The sequence below is a fragment of the Thalassospira lucentensis MCCC 1A00383 = DSM 14000 genome (genome assembly GCF_000421265.1).
GTDB classification, from domain to species: Bacteria; Pseudomonadota; Alphaproteobacteria; order Rhodospirillales; family Thalassospiraceae; genus Thalassospira; species Thalassospira lucentensis.
Genome location: NZ_ATWN01000002.1, coordinates 17,104 through 39,996, shown reverse-complemented (window position 1 = coordinate 39,996; position 22,893 = coordinate 17,104). Strand labels below are relative to the sequence as shown.

Sequence of the window (22,893 nt, the reverse complement as noted above, 5' to 3'; positions counted from 1 at the left end):
CGTTTTCTTGTTGTGTCCGGTCCAAAGACCTTAAGCCTTAGGTCCCAAATCCAAAGTCATCCGCATCAAGATCATCGGGATCATGAACGCCCATCAGGGTGACCGATGCATCATTGCCAAGTTCGATCACGACGTTGCCATCGGTATCAAGATGCATGTCGTTCTGGATCTGGTTAAAGTTGTTATAGTTCCATTCCGACAAATCAATGATGTCTTCGCCCGGCGTGAAGTCCGTCACGATATCATGGCCATCCGCTTTGCCAATCTGGAATTCATCCCAGCCCGTGCCACCGGTCAGCGTGTCATCCCCGGCACTGCCATAAAGATGATCATTACCCGCCCCACCCAACAGCACGTCATCTCCGGCATTGCTCCAAAGCGTATCATTGCCATCGCCACCATCGAGCGTCACATCGCCGTAGCTATATGTATCACTGGTCAGATCGATGATGTCATTGCCATCACCGGCTTCGATCACTTCGACACCGCTGATGCGAACATCGCTGTCACCGTCGCTGACATCATCATGCAGGAACAGGGCATCGTTGCCACTGGTCATCTGCAGGGTATCGGTTCCGGCACCACCTTCGAACACGTCGTTGGACTGGTTATAGCCACCAAGATTGACGTATTCGCCAGTCCCGTCATCACCACCGTCGTGATGCCCCCAGCCGTTGCCATTGTGGTTGTCATGGCCCCAGCCATTATCGTGATTATGGCCATCTTCGCTTGGCGAGCCGTCATTAAGCGCGTACCAGCTGTTCCCCCAGGTGTCGTCTGCGTTGTATTGCAGGACGTCATCCCCGGCACCGCCATTGAGCACGTCTTCACCGTTGCCGCCCAGCAACGTATCGGCACCCGAACCACCCCAAAGGGTATCGTCGCCTTCGCCGCCATCAAGCACATCATCCCCGGCATTGCTCCAGACGATATCATCGCCTGTGCCGCCCAGAATGGTGACATCACCGTAAGACAGATCGTCACTGGTCAGGTCAATGATGTCATCGCCATTGCCCGCATCGATCACTTCGATGTTGGAAATGCGCGGGCTGGTCCCCGGATCGGTAATATCGTCATCAAGGAACAGGGCATCATTGCCACTGGTCATCGACAGGGTATCGGTCCCGGCACCACCGTCAAAGATGTCTTCGGAACGGTTATAGCCCGAAAGATTGATCTGCTCGTTGGTGCCAGCCATCCCCGGATCGCCAACGTTTTTGGCTGCGTGGCTGCCAGTCCAGGTCGCATCTTTCTGATATTCGATGGTGTCGTCACCGCCACCGGCATCAATCAGATCCGAACCGGAACCGCCATTGATCGTATCATCGCCAAGGCCACCCCAGATGGTGTCATCACCACCGTCACCACCCAGAACGTCATTACCATCAAGACCCGACAACAGGTTCGAACCATCATCACCAAACAGGTAATCATTGAAGTTCGAGCCAATCAGGTCTTCGATCGAAGACAGCTTGTCACTGCCATCGCCGCCGGTCGCGGTGCCGCTTTCAAGGCTGGCTGCAACCGATGACGTCGCATTGGCATAGCTTGCCGTATCACGGCCATCACCGCCGCTGAGCGTATCGTGCCCCTGACCGCCGATCAGCGTGTCATTGCCGTCATCGCCATACAGCTTGTCATCGCCATTGCCGCCAAGCAGCGTATCGGCACCATCGCCACCATAAAGCTTGTCGTTGTTTTCGCCACCATCAAGCACGTCGTTGCCGTCGCCACCTTTAAGGGTGTCATCGCCCGTGCCGCCTTCGATGGTGTCATTACCAGCTTCGCCGTACAGCTTGTCCTGGCCCTGACCACCCAGAACGGTGTCATTGCCGTTACCGGCCCAGACACGGTCATCACCCGATCCGCCGTCCAGCGTGTCGTCGCCGTCACCACCGGTGATGCTGTCCTGACCGCTGCCACCTTCGACAATGTCATTGCCAGCGTCACCCGACAGGGTGTCATCGCCATCACCACCATACAGGCTGTCATTGCCTTCCATACCAGACAACGTGTCCTGACCATTAAGGCCATAAACCGTGTCATCACCGGCAAGGGCGGCAATCGTGTCATTGTTGCTGGTGCCATAAAGCAGATCGTCATACGGGGTCGGGCCCGTTGACTGCTGCACACCGACAAACATGTCGGAATTCAGCTGGCTCATCGAAACACCAACCAGCGTCAAGGTGCCCTGACCATTAAGGTTAATGACGGTGTTGCCATTGACCTCGCTCATCAGGCCCTGAAGGTCGGCCCAGTCATCAACATCAAGCGACGCCAGATTGATCTGATCATCATTGACGTTAAAGTCGGTGACAACCTTATCGCCAGAATTGTTCGATACAAGAATCTGATCTTCACCGGCACCGCCGGTATAGGTGTCATCCCCGGCACCGCCATCAAGCGTATCATTGCCGGTTCCACCAATCAGGGTGTCGGCACCATCGGTCCCGGTCAGGGTATCGTTGCCCGCACCACCATCAAGAAGGTCATTGCCATTACCACCCGACAGGACGTCATTGCCGTCGCCTCCGGTCAGCGTGTCATTGCCATCCCCGCCAAGCAACGTATCGTTGCCCGCACCACCATCAAGGGTGTCGTTGCCGTTATCGCCCGACAGAAGATCGTTACCCGCACCACCCGCGATGCTGTCATTGTCGTCGCCGCCGTAAATGACGTCGTCGCCACCTTCACCATCAAGCTTGTCTTCGCCGGACGAGCCATAAATCGTGTCGGTTTCATCGCCACCGGTGATGGTGTCGTCACCTTCCATGCCGTCGATGTAGTCATCGCCACCGCCGCCATCCATGACGTCGTTGCCGCTGCCACCGACCAAGGTGTCATTGCCCGCGCCGCCCGCGATAACGTCATGGCCTTCGTTGCCATCAAGGGTATCGTCGCCGTCACCGCCCGATACAACGTCATTGCCGCTGCCGCCGGTTATGGTGTCATCGCCATCACCACCTGAAAGGTTGTCATCACCTTCCATGCCGTTGATGGTGTCGTCACCCGCACCGCCATCAACCACGTCATTTCCTGCCAGCGCGTCGATGTAATCATCTTCGCTGGTGCCGATCAGAATATCGTCAAACGGTGTTGCGCCACCGTCATTCTCAATCCCGACAAACATGTCGGCAGAAACATCGTTCAGGCGCACACCCAGCAACGTGACCGAGCCATTTTCGCCCAGATCAATGACCGTGTTGCCATTCACTTCCGACAGAAGCGGGGCCAGATCCGACCATGTGCTGATATCAAGCGCATCGAGCGAAATCTTATCAACGCTGGTGTTAAAGTCGGTGACGACTTTGTCGCCATCCAGACTGCTGACTTGGATAAGGTCCGCACCTGAGCCACCCGACAGGGTATCGTCACCCGAACCACCATCAAGCGTATCATTGCCATCACCGCCAATCAGGCGATCCGTACCAGCGCCACCGTCAAGAACGTCGTCGCCTTTTTCACCATTCAGGTAATCGTCGCCGTTGCCGCCAAACAGCGTATCTTCGCCGTCACCGGTCCAGATCGTGTCATTGCCTTCGCCGCCATCAATGGTATCGGTGCTGACGTCTGCTTCGACATTGTCAAACGTGTCGTCGCCATCGCCCAGATCGACTTCGTTGTTCTGACTGTTGCCATAAACGTAATCGTCATGGGCCGATGCGATGACTTTTTCAAAGTTGGCCAGAATGTCGCCCGCTGCGTCGCCATCATAGGCACGCCCCGCTTCACCGGGCGTACGGGCGTTGGCATCGGTTTCGCCAAGGTAAACCTCGACACCGTCATCTGTTCCTTCATAGCTGATGGTATCAACACCATCCCCACCATCAAGGTAATCACCGCCTGCACCGCCTTCGATGGTATCGTCACCCGCACCACCCAGAAGAGTATTGGCACCGTCAGACCCGGTCAGGATATCATTCCCGTCCGAACCAATAACGTTTTCAATACCGCTGATCGTATCGGATCCGGTCGCATCAGATGTCGCCGTACCCGCACCAAGATCAACTGTCGCGCCGTCGGCGGCAGTCATATCAAGAGTATCTTCGCCATCGCCACCAGCCAGCGTATCATCGCCTTCGCCGGCCAGAATATGATCGTCACCGGCACCGCCATCAACGATATCGGCACCTTCGCCGCCATCTAGGGTGTCGTTGCCGACACCACCGTCAAGAACGTCGTTCCCGGCATTGCCCGACAGCGTATCGTTGCCTGCACCACCGGTCAGGGTGTTATCACCATCCGACCCGGCCAGGGTGTCATCACCATCCGAGCCAATCAGGTTTTCGATGCTTGAAAGTTTGTCGGTGTCACCATTGGCAAGCTCGGCAATACCGGTCGAAAGATCGGCATCAACCGCAGCACTCGAATTGCTGTAATCAGCTGTATCCGTGCCATCACCCCCGGCAAGCGTATCATTGCCCGCACCACCGGCAAGCGTATCGTCGCCCGCACCACCGGTTAGGATGTTATTGCCCGTCCCACCGGTGATCGTGTCGTCATGATCGGACCCAACGACGTTTTCAATGGTGTACAGGCTGTCATTGCCCGCACCACCGGTGGCCGTGTAATTTGCAAGATCAACAGTCACACCCGACGTGGCGTCGTCATAAAGGGCGGTATCGTTATCGCCCTGACCCACCAGAATGTCGTTGCCTTCGCCGCCGCGCAGCTGATCGTTACCTGTTCCACCAACCAGCGTGTCATTACCAACACCGCCGTCGATCAGGTCATCGCCATAACCACCATCAAGATAATCATCACCGGCACCGCCATGAATATTGTCATGGCCAAGTTCACCACGGATCGTGTCATCGCCCGCATTGCCCCAAAGGGTGTCGGACCCCGAACCACCATTAATGGTGACATCGCCATAGGCAATCGTATCACTGGTCAGATCAACAACGTCATCGCCCGTACCCGCATTGATGACTTCAACCCCGTCAAGTCGGGCACCATCAGTGGTCGTATCTTGAACGACGGTGTCAAAGCTGATTGACCGGACGAAGTAATCGCTGCTGTCGGAACCGGACGTGCCATTGGCATAAGGTTCGCTTTCAAACGCGATATAGCGGAATTCAACCGGATTACCGAAATCATCGGTCACACTGATGTTGGCGGTGCCAACGCTGTTGTTGCTGTAATCAATTGTGCTGTCATCAAGCACGCCCGATGCAACAAGGTTACCTTCCGCATCAAAGGCCTGCCACGAACCAACTTCGCCGCCGCCTTCATTGGCCATCAGGTTGGAAACCTGAACCGTCGCCGTTGTGGCATTTGCCCCAAGATCGACAACGACGGCTTCGCTTTCGCCGCTGTTGCCATCATGGTTGATCTGGCCGCCCGCCGGGCTACCGCCGTTATTGCCAATACCGTTACCGTCAAAGGTCACGGTGTCGTCAGCAGCCGCAAGGTTCAGCTTGCCGTCTTCGCCAACATAGGATGTGCCAAAATCAAAGCCATACAGGTTTGCATCCGACCATGCGGCCTGTACATCGGCACTGCTTGCAGAATCTGTCAGGCCAAGGGTCCGGGTTTCAACGGTGCTGGTGTTGGTTTCACCATCGCCGAGTTTCGAACCGTCAAGGATCAGCGCATCGTTGCCATCGGACATGTTCAGGGTATCGGTGCCTTCACCGCCGATGAACGTATCGTCAGAAATATTTTTCCCGCCAATATCGGCAACATCGCCTGTGCCATCGACATCCGGGCTACCGGTATGTTCGGTGGTATCACCGGATTCTGCGGTGCCATCAGCTTCGAAGTTCAGAACATCGTTGCCGTCGCCACCATCAAGGGTGTCGTCGCCAGAACCGCCCGAAAGAACGTCGCTACCATCACCACCGCTAAGCGCATCGTCACCATCACCTCCCGAAAGGGTGTCGCTGCCCGTGCCACCATCAATGTCGTCATTGCCTGAACCGCCGGAAATCGTGTCGTCACCGCTGTTGCCCAGCAAGGTGTCGTCACCCGCACCACCATCGACAATGTCGTCCCCTGCAAGTGCATCAATGGTGTCATCACCATCCGTACCCTCAAGGAAATCGTCAAACTGGGTTGCGCCATCGGTGATGTTGTTGAAATCATCAGCACTCAGATCGCCAAGGCCAACACCAACCAGTGTCACCGTGCCGCCCGCAGGCAAGTTCAGAACCGCATCGCCGTTGCCATTTTCACTGAGCAGCGGCAACACGTCGCTCCAGCTTTCAAGGCCAAGGTCATCAATCGAAAGTTTGTCTTCGCCACGTGTAAAATCACTGACAACGTCGTGATCCGTGCCATCGGCAAAGATGAATGTATCGGAACCTTCACCACCGGCAACGGTATCATCACCGGCACCACCATCAATGGTGTCATTGCCTGCACCAGCCGCGATGTTGTTATTGGCACTCGACCCGGTGATTTGGTCATCACCAGAACCGGTTGTTACATTTTCAATGCTGGAAAGCTGATCACTGCCGGTTTCAGACGACTGTGCCGTCCCGGCAGAAAGGTCGACTTGCGCATCGCTAGACGCGCCGGACATATCAAGGGTGTCGGAACCTTCACCACCATCAAGGCTGTCATTGCCCGCACCAGCCACGACCGTATCGTCACCCGCACCGGCATTGACCAGATCACTGCCCGCACCATCGGAAATCACATCGTTGCCTGCACCAGCATCAATCAAATCGATGCCATCGCCACCATCAATGGTATCCGCACCGTCACCGGTCGAAATGGTATCGTCGGAACTGCTGCCCGTGATGGTGTCATCACCAGAGCCGGTTACCAGATTTTCAAATCCGGAAATAACGTCCGAACCGGTTTCGCTGCTGTTGGCCGTACCATCGGCAAGATTGACCGCAATGTCGCTTTGGACATCGGACATATCAAGCGTATCGGTGCCATCGCCACCCGAAAGGGTGTCGTTACCCGCATCGCCAACAACCGTATCGTTGCCTGCACCGGCATTTACAACGTCGTCACCGGCACCACCATTGAGGTGATCATTGCCATCGCCGCCGTCGATGCTGTCATTGCCCGCATTGGTCCAGACCGTGTCATCGCCAGTTCCGGCATCAACCGTCACATCGCCATAGGAATGATTTTCGCTGGTCAGATCGACAACGTCATCGCCATCGCCCGCATTGATGACTTCAACATCAATGATCGACGGGCCTGCTGTCCCGTTTTCATGATCACGATCAAGAATGATGGCATCGTCTCCGCTGGTGCCGACCAGTGTATCGGTATCCGCACCACCATCATAAACATCGTCGCTGAGGCCAAGTCCCTCAAGGTCGGCAACATCGCCGGTGCCATCAACGCCCGGGCTCCCGACATGGTCGGTACTGTCACCAGCCTGGCCGGTGCTATCGGCACCAAATTGCAGAACATCGTCACCTGCACCGCCGTCAAGGGTGTCGCTGCCTGAACCACCGCTCAGCGTATCGCCGCCGTCGCCGCCTTCAAGCGTGTCATCACCTTCACCGCCGCCGAGTGTATCACCACCATCACCACCGGTAACGGTATCGTCGCCATCACCGCCATCGATGGTGTCGTCGCCATCACCACCCGGAAGGCTGTCATTGCCGCCGGTCGGGATATTCTCCACACCTTCGAAGTCATCCGGGCCAAGATCAGCAACCGACACGCCCGAAAGTGTCACCGTGCCACCAGACGGCAAAGTAATCACCGCGCCGTCCGGGCCATCAGACAACATAGCCTGCAAGTCGGTCCAAGTCGTGACACCGCTGTCTGGCAATGAAATGCTGTCTTCGCCAATGGTGAAGTCCGTGACCAGATCATCATCAACGCCATCGTCAAAGACAAAGCTGTCCGTGCCCGTCCCGCCGGTCAGGGTATCATCGCCAAGGCCTGCATTGAGTGTATCGGCACCAGCGCCGCCATCAACCTGATCGTTCCCGGCACCACCCAACAGGATGTCGGAGCCCGCACCGCCGTCGATGACGTCATCACCAGCACCACCGTCAACCGTATCGTCGCCCGTTCCCGCAGCAATTTCGTTGGCCGCATCCGAACCGGTAATGACATCAGCACCGTCCGAACCGATAACATTTTCAAAACCGGAAATGGTATCGTCACCGGTTTCAAGGCTGCTTGCAGTACCCGCTGCCAGATCGACATCGGCACCATCCGCACCCGCCATATCAAGCGTGTCAGTCCCATCGCCACCGGCCAGCGTATCATCACCGGCACCAGCCAGAACCGTATCGTCGCCATCACCCGCGGCGATCGTATCGTCGCCAGCACCGCCATCAAGGACGTCGTTTCCGGCACCGCCATCAATTTCGTTTACACCGTCCGAACCAGTGATGGTGTCATCACCTGCTGAACCGGTTACGTTTTCGATATTGCTGATCGTATCGGACCCAAAGGCATCCGACTGAGCAGTACCGGCATCAAGATCAACCGTCACACCATCGGCATCCGACAGATCCAGAAGGTCCGTGCCATCGCCACCATCAAGGGTGTCGTTGCCAAGGCTGCCTTCGATCACGTCATCACCTGCACCGGCATTTACAACGTCATCGCCCGCACCGTCATGGATCGCATCGTTGCCATCACCGGCGTTGATTTCATCATCGCCTGCACCGGTCCAGACCGTGTCATCGCCAGTTCCGGCATTCACCGTCACATCGCCATATTCATGGATCTGGCTGGTCAGATCAACAAGGTCATCACCCGCACCCGTATCAATAACTTCGACATCACGGATGGTCGGATTTTCCGAGCCATTTTCATGATCGCCATCAAGGATGATCGCGTCACCGCCGGCCGTCCCGACAAGGGTATCGATGCCGGCACCGCCGTCAAATTCATCGTCACTCAAGCCAAGGCCATCAAGGTCGGCAACATCGCCAGTACCATCAACGCCCGGGCTACCGGCGTGATCGGTACTGTCGCCCGACTGACCGGTACGGTCTGCTTCGAACTGAAGAACATCGTCGCCATCACCACCCGACAGGGTGTCTGTACCGTCGCCACCGCTCAGGGTGTCGTTGCCGCCACCACCTTCGACTGTGTCATCACCGGCACCGCCGCCAACGGTGTCGTCACCGTCACCACCGTCGACCGAATCATTACCGTCGCCGCCATCAACGGTGTCATTTCCGCCGCCGCCACCAACAGTATCGTCACCTGATCCACCACCGACGGAATCTTCGCCGTCGCCGCCATCAATCGTATCGTTGCCGTCGCCACCGCCCAGCGTATCATCGCCCGGTGTGCCGATATTTTCGATGCCTTCAAAGTGGCTTGGCGTCAGATCATCAACCGCCACCCCGGCAAGGGTCACCGTACCACCAGAAGGCAGTGTGATGACCGCGCCATCCGGTCCATCCGACAGAAGAGGCTGCAAATCGGTCCAGGCTGAAATGGCCAAATCGGGCAGGGAAATCACATCGCTGCCAAGGTCAAAATCACTAACCAGATCGGCGTCATCGCCGTCTGCGAAGACGAAAGTATCACTGCCGCTGCCACCTGAAAGCGTATCATTGCCATCGCCTGCGATCAGTCGGTCATCACCCTCATCCCCGGTCAGGATATCGTCACCGGCACCACCATCAATGATGTCATCACCTGCACCGCCGTCAATGCGGTTGGCATCATCCGACCCGGTCAGAGTATCGTCATCATCAGACCCGATAATGTTTTCGAAATTGGCGACCGTGTCTGTACCGGTATTGGCACCACTTGCCGTGCCCGCAGCCAGATCAACCGTCACACCACCGGTGGTGTTGCCCAGATCAAGGGTATCGGTGCCGTCACCGCCATCAAGGTCGTCATTGCCTGCGTCCAGCGTGACCGTGTCATCGCCTGCACCGGCATCAATCGTGTTGTCGCCAGCCGATCCGGTGATGTCATCATTGCCGTCCGTCGCGATGACATTTTCAAACCCGTCGATGCTGTCGGTGCCGGTTGCGTCGCTGCTTGCGGTACCTTCGGCCAGATTGATGGTCGCCCCATCGGCACCAGACATATCAAGCGTATCAGCACCATCACCACCGGTCAGGACATCGTCGCCAGCCCCGGCCATGATCGTGTCATTTCCAGCCCCGCCGTCAAGAGTGTCAGCCCCTTCACCGCCATCAAGGATGTCGTCATCCGCACCACCGTCGATGACATCCGCACCGGCACCGCCATGGATGTTATCGGCACCATCACCGCCCGAAATGACGTCATCGCCGTCATTCGACCAGATCGTGTCATCCCCGGCACCACCATCAATGGTGACATCGCCATAAGAATGGGTTTCGCTGGTCAGGTCGACAACGTCATTGCCCGCACCCGCATCGATATTTTCGATATCAACAATCGACGGATTGGCTGCACCACCACCGGCATGATCCCGATCAAGAATGATGGCATCATCGCCATCGCCCGCGATCAGCGTGTCATTGCCGTCACCGCCGACAAAGCTGTCATCTGAGAGGTTCTTGCCGGAAATATCTGCGACGTCGCCAGTTCCATCGGTGGTCGGGCTTCCGACATGGTCGGTCGTGTCTCCATCTGCGGCAACACGGTCACCTTCGAACGACAGAACATCATCCCCGGCACCGCCATCAATAAAGTCGGCCCCGTCGCCACCGGCAAGGGTGTCATTGCCGTCACCGCCCAAAAGGCTGTCATCACCAGCACCGCCCGCAAGGACGTTATCGCCGACCGAGCCGATCAGCGTGTCATCCCCGGAACCACCGGTCGCACCTTCGATCCCGTCAAGGGTATCGGTGCCATCGGTCGCAATGCCTGTGCCGTTTTCAAGATCAACAACAACGCCGTCGGTCTGATCGGAATAATCAACGATATCATCGCCGGCACCGCCCACCAGCGTGTCATTGCCAGCACCACCCGAAAGCGTATCGTTTCCTGCACCACCATCGATGACATTATCCATGTCATCACCGGCAATGGTGTCGTCATGGTCCGACCCGATCACGGTTTCAAAACCGTCAATCACGTCATTGCCCGCACCACCAGTCGAGGTACCATTGGCCAGATCAACAGTCACACCTTCATCGGCATCGGCATAAGACAGAACGTCTTCGCCTTCGCCACCGATCAGGGTGTCATCACCGCCGTTGCCAATGACGGTGTCATTGCCTTCGCCGCCATTAAGGATGTTGGCGTTTTCATCACCGATCAGGATATCGTCGCCGTCGCCACCGGTAACGTTTTCAATGCTTTCAAGGGTATCGTCACCCGCTTCACCGGTTGCCGTTCCAGCACCCAGATCAACCGTAACCCCCGCGGTCGTGTCGGAATAATCGGCCGTGTCGCTGCCATCGCCGCCGCGCAGGGTATCGTCGCCCGCACCACCGATCAGCGTGTCATTGCCTTCATCACCGTAAATATCATCGTCGCCCGCCTGACCATCGATGATGTCATCGCTTTCAAGGGCGTGGATTTCGTCACTGATCTGGCTGCCGATAATATTGTCTTCGAACTCGGTGCCAATGATCACTTCATAGCCAAAGAAGTTACCCGGCCCAAGATCGTCAACCGACACACCTTCAAGTGTGATGCTTTCGCCGTCCGCCAGTGTAATGACCGCATTGCCATTTGCATCATCGGCCATCTGATCGCGCAAGGTGGCATAATCTTCGATGCCATAGGACGATAGATCAATCGTGTCTTGTGTCACATCAAAGTCGGCCGCGGTGTCATTGCCACCACCCGGCTTTAAGACGATCACATCTTCGCCGTCGCCAGTGATGATCACATCATCGCCCGCACCACCAAACAGCGTATCGTTGCCCGACCCACCATCAAGGGTATTAACCCCGTCACTACCAACCAGCGTATCGGCGTAATCGGTCCCGATGACACGCTCAAAGTTCCGAACGATATCGTTACCGCCACCACCCGACGCATACTGGTTTACAAGGTCAACCGTGACACCTGCGTCGAGGTTGGAATAGTCAACGGTGTCGATGTCATTCTCGCCATCACCGCCGTCAAGGATGTCGTCGCCGGTATCGCCGTAAACCCAGTCACTGCCAGCACCCGCCTCGACGATGTCATCACCTTCGCCACCAGAAAGTGTATCGTTGCCTTCTTCACCCAGAAGGACATCATTTCCAGCACCACCATCAAGGATGTCATTGCCTGCACCACCGGTGATTTCGTCGTCACCCGTTCCGGCATCAACAATATCGTCACCCTGGCCTGCATTGATTGCATCATTGCCTGCACCAGACGAGATCGTGTTGTTCCCGGCATTGCCGGTAATTTTGTCATTGAAGTCAGAACCAACGACATTTTCAATGTTGGTAAGGGTGTCCGTGCCCTCACCCGTTGCCGTTCCGGTCGAAAGATTGACGTCAACCGCATCGGTCGCGTTGCTGTAATCAACGGTGTCGGATCCATCTCCACCATCCAGCACGTCATCGCCACCACCGCCGACCATGACGTCATCCCCGTCAAGCCCGCTCAGCGTGTTGTTTTCGACATTCCCAATCAGAGTATCGTCATGAAGGGTGCCGGTGATGTTTTCGATGCTATCAAGCGTATCGTCACCATCACCACCCGTTACAGTTCCGTTTGCAAGGTCGGCTGTGATACCGGCACTTTCGGTCGAATAGTCTGCGGTATCGTTGCCTTCACCACCCGAAAGGACATCTGATCCGGCATTGCCGCTTAGCGTATCGTCGCCGGCATCGCCCGAAAGGGTATCATTCCCGTCGCCACCCATAATATGGTCGTTGCCGTCGCCACCTGAAACGGTGTCATCACCATCAAGCGCATCAATGACGTCATTGCCCGCACCACCGGCAATGTCATCGGCATCACTTGTGCCAAGCTGAATGACACCAGTGAAATTATCTTCACCAAGCTGGTCAGCGCTAACACCCTCAAGTGTAATGCTGTCACCACTATCAAATGTAATGGTCAAATTGCCGTCAGCGTCGGAGCCGAACATATGCTCAAGGCTGCCGTAGCCAGCAATCTTAAATGGCGTCAGGTCAATGACGTCATTGTTGACATCAAAATCAGTGATCGTGTCGTGGCCATCGCCCGGATTAAAGATGACCTGATCGGCACCCGTGCCAAGTGTTAGGGTATCATTGCCTGCACCCGCATCGAACGTATCGTCGCCAGCACCACCGATAAAGGTATCGTTATTAGCGCCACCCACAAAGGTATCGTCATAGCTCGATCCTTCGATGACTTCGATACCATCAAGGGTGTCTGTACCAGTTGAGTCACCGCTAACCGTGTTGTTCGTCGTGTCGACCGTAACCGCGGCATCTGAGTCGGCATAGCTGGCGCGGTCAATACCGTCACCACCAACCAGCACGTCATCGCCCGCACCCGACATTAGAGTATCGTTGCCGACACCACCGTCAATGGTATCGCTTCCTTCGCCACCGCTAAGCGTATCGTCGCCTGCACCACCAAGCAGAACGTCATCACCGCCGCGACCATCAATTACGTCATTGCCCGCATTACCGGCCAGGGTGTTTACACCACTGTCACCGCTCAGCGTATCATTGCCTGCAGAACCATCAATATTTTCGAAATTCGCAATGGTGTCGTTACCATCGCCACTGACCGTGCTGGTTTCAAGATCTGCGCGCACGCCGTTAGCATCGGCAAAGCTAAGGGTGTCTTCGCCGTCACCGCCATCAAGCGTATCATTTCCTGCACCTCCGGCAACGTAATCATCACCCGAGCCTGCAAGAATTGTCTCGGCACCGCTGCCGCCGACAATGGTGTCGTTATGATCGGTCGCGATGATCTGCTCGACGCCGCTTATGGTATCGGTACCAATGCCCTCGCCGGTCGCAGTATTGTTCGCAAGATCGATATTAAGACCCGATTGCGCATTGCTGTAATCCAGCGCGTCGGAACCTTCACCACCGACATAGGTGTCATCGCCCAACTCACCGACGAAGCTATCATCGCCATCACCACCGCTTAGAACATCGTTCCCTGTACCACCGGTAATGAAGTCGTTGCCATCGCCGCCATCAAGACGGTTATCGGCATCATCCCCGGTGATGGTGTCGTCATGCTCCGAACCGGTGACATTTTCAAATCCCGAAACGGTGTCATTACCATCAGCGCCAGTCGCAGTACCGTTCGCAAGATCAATATTCTGAGCACCATTGGCGTTGGAATAATCAAGCGTATCGGTGCCGTCGCCGCCCGCAAGGGTGTCATCCCCCTCACCGCCGGAAATCACGTCATCGCCAGCACGCCCATCAAGGGTGTCATCGCCTGCGCCACCGCGAAGTGTATTGGTACCAGACGAACCGGAAATCACGTCATCGGCATCCGAACCGGTAACGTTTTCAATGCTAGTTAGAACATCCGTGCCTGCGGCCTTATCGACACTGCCAATATCAAGGTCGACATCAACACCGGTTTGGCTGTTGCTGTAATCGACAGTATCAGCACCATCGCCACCATCAATGACATCGTCACCGGCACTGACGTTAAAGGTGTCATCGCCACCGCCACCCAGCATGGTATTATCGGCATCCGACCCGGTAATGTTGTCACCAAGAGTACTGCCGATAACATTTTCAACATTGAGAACCGTGTCGTCGGTCGTATCGTCTGTTTCACCCGTGGCAAGATTGATTTCAACCGCATCGCTCGCATTGGCGTAATCGACAGTATCAATGCCATCGCCACCATCAATCAGATCTGCACCGGCGCCGCCAACAAGGCTGTCATTCCCAGCACCGCCTAACAGCGTATCATTACCCGCACCGCCCGAAATCAGGTCATCACCGTCTCCGCCATCAAGAACGTTGGCCAATTGATTCCCGGAAATGCTGTCATCAAAATCACTGCCTGTCAGATTTTCAACGTTCAAAATCTGATCGTTGCCCATCCCTGAAACAGTACCAAGCGCAAGGTCAGCATCAATTGCACCACTCGCGTCGCTGTAATCAACGGTATCGCGACCCGATCCACCCGAAATCACATCATCGCCTTCGGTGGCAATCAGGATATCGTCACCCGCACTGGCGCGAAGTTCGTTGTCGCCAGCATCGCCTTTAAGGGTATCGGAATGGTTTGAACCGATAACATTTTCGATATCGCTGAGGGTATCGTTGCCGGCACCACCGGTGGCCGTCTGTTCAGACAGATCAACATTTACACCGCTGGTCGACGACGAATAACTGGCAGTATCTTCGCCATCGCCACCGATAAGTGTATCGTCACCATCCAGACCAGACAGAACGTCGTCACCAGCACCACCATCCAGAACGTTGTCGCCATTACTGCCGCTCAGGCTGTCATTCCCGGCACCCGCAACCACATTTTCAACATTACGTAACGTATCGTTGCCAGATGTCGCCGACACGTTCCCTGTTTTCAGGTCAACCGTTACGTCGTCTGTTTCATCACTGTAATCAGCGGTATCTATGCCATCACCGCCATCAAGAACGTCGTTCCCGTCCCCGCCGATCAGCGTATCGTCACCGGCACCACCCTGAAGAAGATCACTATCCTCAAGGCCGTAAAGCGTGTCGTTGCCGTCCAGACCAGACAAGGTGTCCTCGCCATTGGTCCCATACAACGTGTCGTCACCCGATGTGCCAACGATGTCGCGTACGCCAATGAAGTTGTCTGCCGAGATGTCGTCAATACCGACACCTTTAAGAACCATGCTGGTGTCGTCACCGAAATCGATGACAAGATCACCATTTTCGTTTTCCGACATCATCTCATAGAGCTGGCCATAACTTTCGACCGGCAATTCGGTTACATCAATCTTGTCGGACGACGCACTGAAGTCCGTGACCGTATCATTGCCATCGCCGATCGCGATTTTGTAAACATCAGCACCCGAACCACCGCTCAGGGTATCATCACCGGCACCGCCGCGGATCGTATCACTACCACCTCCGGCATTGATAACATTCACCCCGTCGTCGCCCGTAATGTCGTCAGCACCAGCGGAACCAATGACATTCTCGACACCGCTCAGGGTATCTGTGCCGCTTTCGCTGGTTGCTGTACCCTCGGCAAGATTGATCGTAACCGGTTCGCTTGCGCTATAATCGACAGTATCTGTGCCGTCGCCGCCTTCGATGATGTCATTCCCGGCACCACCAAGAAGTGTGTCGTCACCAGCACCGCCGTCTATCGAGTCATCACCCGCACCGCCAGAAATGACATTGCGACCATCATCACCGATCAAGGTATCGTTGTAATCCGACCCGGCAATGTCCTCAATATTGGAAAGCGTATCATTGCCAGCTGCACCAGATGCATTTCCCGCAACAAGATCAACGGTTACCCCACCTTCTGCATCGCTGTAATCAGCAAGGTCCGTTCCGCTGCCACCCGCAAGAGTGTCATCGCCTGCACCACCAGAAAGGGTGTCATCACCGGCACCGCCGTCAATCAGATCATTACCCCCACCACCGGCAAGGTCGTCACCACCAGCACCACCCCAGATGGTGTTGGACTGATCATCACCCGAAATGATATCGCGCTGTTCCGAACCGATGACATCTTCGATATTACTTAGGGTATCGGTTTCGCCACCATTACCCGAACCGGTACCGGCAGCAAGGTCAACTGTAACGCCAGTGGTCGCGCTGTAATCAACCGCATCTTGACCATCTCCACCATCAAGGATATCGCTGCCGTCGCCGCCCGACAGGGTGTCATCGCCAGCACCACCAAAGACAGTATCATCACCGTCGCCTGCCGAAATGGTGTCATTGCCACCAAGACCGTCAATAACTTCGTCAAAGTCGGTACCATTAATGACGTCGTCACCTTCGGTCGCACCAAGCGTTTCAAGGTCGACAAAATTGCCAACTGTCAGTTCTTCCGGCGAAACGCCTTCCAGGGTAAGGATCTGATCGTTGATCGTAATGACAGCATTACCATCATCGTCAATGCCGATCTTGTTCTGAAGGGCTTCCCAATTTGGAATACCAAAGCTGGAAAGATCAATTTTGTCTTCTGACGGATCAAAGTCCGTAACTTTGTCTTCGCCAGAAGTTTGATTAAACACAAAGGTATCCGCGCCAGCGCCACCAGTCAGAACATCTTGACCGGCACCACCGTCAATCGTGTCGTCGCCAGCACCACCAGAAAGGGTGTTTTTGGCAGCTGATCCGCGCAGAACATCGTCGTGATCAGAACCAATGACATTCTCGATCTCGCCAAGGGTGTCGTTCCCATCTGCACCAGTTGCGGTACCATTGCCAAGATCAACCGAAACACTGCCCGCAGCATCGCTGTAATCGACTGTATCCCAACCAGTGCCACCCAACAGGGTATCGTCGCCTTCACCACCGATCAGCGTATCATTCCCGCCACCGCCTTTAAGCGTGTTGACCTGATCATCCCCTGACAGAATGTCGTCGTAGCCCGATCCAGTAACATTTTCAAAATTACTGAGGGTGTCAGTATCTGTACCGTTTGTGCCGGTTCCAGCCTCAAGATCGACAGTAACGCCTTTGGTTTCGCCCTGATAGGAAACGGTATCCTGACCATCGCCGCCATCAAGGGTATCAGACCCCGTACCACCGTTAATCACGTCATTATCAGCACCGCCGTCAATAACGTCATTACCCGACCCACCACTGATGGCATCTTTTCCATCACCACCGGAAATCGTATCATTGCCAGCACCACCAAAGACGGTATCGTCACCACCCTTGGCGTCGATCACGTCACTGCGGTTGGTTCCGGTCAGATCGTCTCTTGCCTCTGTACCATCCAGTGACCGGATGCCGACAAAGTTCTTATAGGTCAGGCTATCCGCATCAACACCGTCAAGCGTGATAACCGCATCACCGATGGTGATCGTGGCATTACCGGCTTCGTCTTCGCCGATGAAATCAACGATATCGCCAAACAGCTCAAGATCTTCAATTCCCTGGATATCGATCACATCATTGGCTGGATCGAAATCGGTAATCAGGTCATTTCCGCTATCGGCACTGACAACAAAGGTGTCATCGCCCGCACCACCCGAAAGAGTATCATCACCGCCGCGTCCATCAATCATGTCATCCCCGGCACCGGCCAAAAGGATGTCATCGCCTGAGCTACCCAGCATGGTATCGTTAAAGGCTGAGCCTTCTACCTGCTCAAACCCGGAAATTTGGTCAACAAAGTCGCTGCCCGTTACAGTACCTGCCTCAAGGTCAACTTTGACACCCGGAGTATCGCTGCCAGACGAATAGCTCAATGTGTCCGAGCCATCTCCACCGATCAATGTATCGTTGCCCGCGCTGCCAAATACCGTGTCGTCACCAGCACCGGTATCAATCAGGTTGTCTTGTGAATCGCCACGAACAACGTCATTGCCGTCACCGGTCAGGACGTTTTCCATGCCCGACAGGCTATCACTGCCATCGCCGGTTGCCGTACCTTGTGAAAGGTCGACATTCATGTCACCCGATACATCGCGATAGTCAGCAGTATCAACACCATCACCACCGACCAGTGTATCGTCACCAGCACCACCTGACAGCGTATCATCGCCGCCAAGCCCCATCAGGATGTTATTGCCGTCATCACCCGTAATTGTATCGGCATTCGTCGAGCCACGGACATTTTCAAAATTGCTAATGCTGGACGTGCCGCTATCGGTGGTCGCCGTGCCGTCTGCCAGGTTTACATTCAAGCCGGTCTGGGAGTTGAAACTGACGGTATCGTTGCCTTCTCCTCCATCAAGCGTATCGCTTCCGCCACCGCCATCAACCAGGTCATCGCCAGCCCCAGCATTGAAATTATTATCGTCCCCGGTCCCCAACAACTGATCGTTACCAGCGCCGGTGATAATGTTTTCAATGCCTGAGACGTTATCAGTTTCACCTTTGGTGCTGTCTGAAACAACGCCCGTGCCAAGATTGACTTTCAGCCCACCTTCCCGCGCACTCAGATCCAGCGTATCGATACCGTCGCCACCGATATAGACGTCATTACCATCTTCACCGACAAACAGGTCGTCGCCCGCACCGCCGTCAAGCGTATCGTTGCCGCCACGCCCGACAATGGTGTCATTGCCATCGCCACCGCGCAGCACGTTGGTGCCACTGTCGCCATACAGCTCGTCGTCATGGTTCGACCCGATGACGTTTTCGATGCGATCGAGGATGTCATTGCCATCGGCACCGCTTGCCGTACCGGCCTCAAGATCAACCGTGACACTGCCATCCGCACCGGAATAATCAACGGTATCAATACCTTCCTGACCGCGCAGGGTATCATTGCCTGCACCACCCGAAACTGTATCGTCGCCATAGCCGCCCGACACGACGTCATCGCCGGCACCACCGCCAAGGGTGTCATTCCCGCCATAACCATAAATCGCGTCATTGCCGTCCGTGCCGTCCCCGGCATCGTCGCCTTCGGTTTCAAAGATGCGGCCAAAACCACGGAACTGGTCCGCAACAAGGCTGTCGCTGGTGACACTTTCAAGGGTCAGAACACCCTGATCACCAAAATCAATAACCGTATTGCCATTGCCGTCGTCACTCATCATTGACTGGAGCGTGGCAAAATCCTGAATGCCAAGCTGCGACAGATCGATAATGTCTTCGGAACCAGTAAAATCAGTAATCGTGTCGTTGCCGAAATTCTCGGTCAGTTCGAAATCATCTTTGCCCGAACCACCGGTCAGGATGTCATCACCCGCCCCGCCAGTCAGGGTGTCGACACCGGCACCGCCGTCGAGCACGTTATCGCTATCGTCGCCGGTAATGTGATCGTCATGATCAGAACCAACGACATTTTCAACCATCTGCACGATGTCGTTGCCGGCACCGCCGGTCGCGGTATTTTGCGAAAGATCAACAGTTACTGCGCCGGTTGCGTCGCTGTAGCTGGCTGTGTCGACACCATCACCGCCCTGGATGTGGTCATTGCCAGCACCGCCGCGCAGGAAATCATTGCCCGAACCGCCCTGCATGACATCGTCGCCAGCACCACCCACCAGAAGGTCATCACCCTGACCACCCTGCATGACGTCATCATCGGCACCGCCATACAGGCTGTCATTGCCGTCACCGCCCTGAAGCAAATCCTTGCCGTCTTCACCGCGCAGGACATCATCGCCAAGACCGCCCTGAAGGACGTCATCGCCGCTATTGCCATCAAGGCTGTCATCACCGCCGCCGCCCTGAAGCGTATCATCCCCGGCACCACCGCCCAGAATGTCGGCATTTTCCGTCCCCTGAACGACGTCTTTGCCAGATGTCGGGGTATTATCATAAATGTTTGAACTGTCTTCGCCGTCGGCAGTATCGGTTACGTCAGTATCGGTATCAGCTTCACCGTCGGCACCTTCACCGGTTTCTGCTTCATCCGTTTCAGACTCACTTTCGGTCCCAGTGTCATCTGAACTAGTGTCATCTGAACTAGTGTCATCTGAACTAGTGTCGTCGTCCCCCGATGCATCCTCACCAGACGCGTCATCGCCTTCACCAGCATCGCCAGTTTCGGTTTCTTCTGTTTCAGTATCGCCGCCGTCAGCCCCATCTGTCTCAGAGCCGTCTGTTTCGTCTGTTTCACCAGTTTCAGACTCATCGGACTCCTGACCGCCTTGCGCACCAGCTTCAAGACCGGGGGTCGTGTTGTCCTGTTCCGTCTGACCAGTTTCATCACCGGCTTCGTCGGTTGTCTCTTCTGATTCTTCGTCCGCACCGTCATCAACACCGGTTCCAGAAGTATCATCACCGGCACTTTCGTCACCGGTTTCAGTATCATCTTCGTCGTCCGCGCCGGTTTCATCTTCGGCTATGGTATCAGACGCGTCATCGCCTGCGGCCTCGTCTTCAGACTCCCCGCCATCCGTCGTTTCGCCGTCGGTCGCACCGGAATCGCCTGTACTGCCCGACCCGGTATCTCTGTCGTTCTCACCCTCGGAACCAGTGTCAGTGTCAGAGCCAGTGTCGCCATCGCCGGAGTCACTGCCATCCGTTTCGCCAGAATTCAGCGTATCATCGCCACCCGAACCGGATGTTTCGTCTGACCCGTTGTCCCCTGTCGTGCCTTCGCCGGTTGAACCTTCTTCTTCGGACTCAGTGCCAGTCTCATTGGCATCGTCGTCGCCCTCTAAAGCATCGGTGGTGTCACTACCTGTTGAACCACCGGTATTCTCTGTTTCGTCACCTGATCCGTTTTCCGTACCTGTGTCGGAATCGGTGTCGGGACCGGAATCGCCCCCGTCTTCCGAATCACCGGAATTGGCCTCGCCCGAGGGGGTATTTTCCGCTGTTTCAGAACTGCCTGACTCACCGGTGCTGTCATCTGCACCGGTCTCATCATCCGAATTTTCTGTGGTATCTGTGTCGGTGGCGTTGTCTTCGGCAGCATCATCGCCCGATCCAGATGCATCGCCGTCTGTACCCTCAGACGTGGTATCATCGGTCTCATCGGCTTCGCCGCCACTGGATTGCGTTTCGTCGCCATCTGAACTGTCGGACGAATCATCTTCTTGCGACTCACCTGACGCGCCATCACTACCATCGGTAGCACCTGCTTGATCACCACCCTCGGTCTCGTTGGTTTCGGTGTTGTCCCCGGAGTCCCCAGAAGCACTGTCATTGGTTTCGTCGACTGTCGTGCCCCCAGATCCGGTTTCATCGCCATCGCCGGAAGTAGCAGCATCACCAGACGTATCGTCAGACGAATTGCCCGACGTCTCGTCGCTGGCATCCGCGTCGGCAATGGTTTCGGCTGCACCGCTGTCCATATCAACATGGACACCCTGCTCGGCATCGCTGTAATCAAGCGTATTTTCGCCCGATCCACCGTCAATTACATCGCTGCCATCACTGGCGGTAAATGTGTCATCTCCGGCACCACCCGACAGGCTGTTGTCACCATCATCACCGCGCAGAACATCATTGCCCGATGTGCCACGCAGATTTTCAATGTCGCTAAATTCGACGCGATTCGCCCCTGAGACATCTGTCGCCCGGCCTTGCGCGATATCGGCATCCATGCCATCGGCGGCCCCGTCAAGCGACAGGGTATCTTCGCCGTCACCGCCACCAACAGTGTCCGCACCACCGCCAGACGAGATCACATCGTCGCCAGACGTTCCGGCAATCGTGTCGTCAACTGCTGTGCCGTCAATGACATTGGCGTCTTCGTCGGCCGCACCTTCGGCCCCGCCGTCTTCATTGGTCGAGTCGCTGGAAACCGAAACATCGGAAATCTGCGGGGCAGCCACCAACGAAACATTGGCAAGATCGGCCTTGCTGACACCTTGCAGAACCAGAATATCACCGGTCGCAAAGGTGATAACGGTATTACCCGCACCATCATCGACAGCAAGTGACATCAAATCATTAGCGTTATTCACACCAAGATCGGTCAGCGCCAGTTCGTCTTCGTCTATGGAGAAATCGGTAATTGTGGTTTTCGCAAAACCACTTTCGAGCACAAAGGTATCACGCCCGGCACCACCGGTAACTTCATCTTCGCCCTCGCCCGGCTCAAGAATGTCGTTACCATCACCGCCAACCAGCGTGTTGTCTTGTGAATCACCCACCAGAACATCGTCATAGGCCGTGCCGATGACGTTCTGAACATTGGTGAAAACCTGATTTGCAGAAGAAGGGGTGTTGCCCTCGCCCTGTGCGGAAGCCCCGGAATCAGAATTGCCCGCGCTGGAATTACCTTCCGCGCGGTCATCCAGGACCTGTTCGATATCTGTATCGGTGAGACCGACACCATCATCTTGATTGGCGGGCGAGGCCAAGACACGTACTCCCTACTTGGGAATTATGATTACCAAAACCACCCAGAAACTCAGGCAGCAAATTTATATACAGTAGTATAGATTAGAACAATCTATCCGGCAACCGCATATACGCAGCAGAATCTAATTAAGTAGGTTTTTTCATATTTCAGAGGAATTTGGAAGATGAATCCATGACCTGTCAGAATCTG

1 protein-coding gene is annotated in these 22,893 nt (G+C 55.5%); it reads right to left on the bottom strand.

Features of this window, described 5'->3' with window-relative positions:
• Window positions 1–37 precede the first annotated feature (37 nt).
• Window positions 38–22,702, bottom strand: a complete 22,665-nt coding sequence (locus tag K355_RS26035; protein ID WP_022730875.1) for a hypothetical protein — start codon at window positions 22,700–22,702, stop codon at window positions 38–40.
• Between the last annotated feature and the right edge of the window lie 191 nt (window positions 22,703–22,893).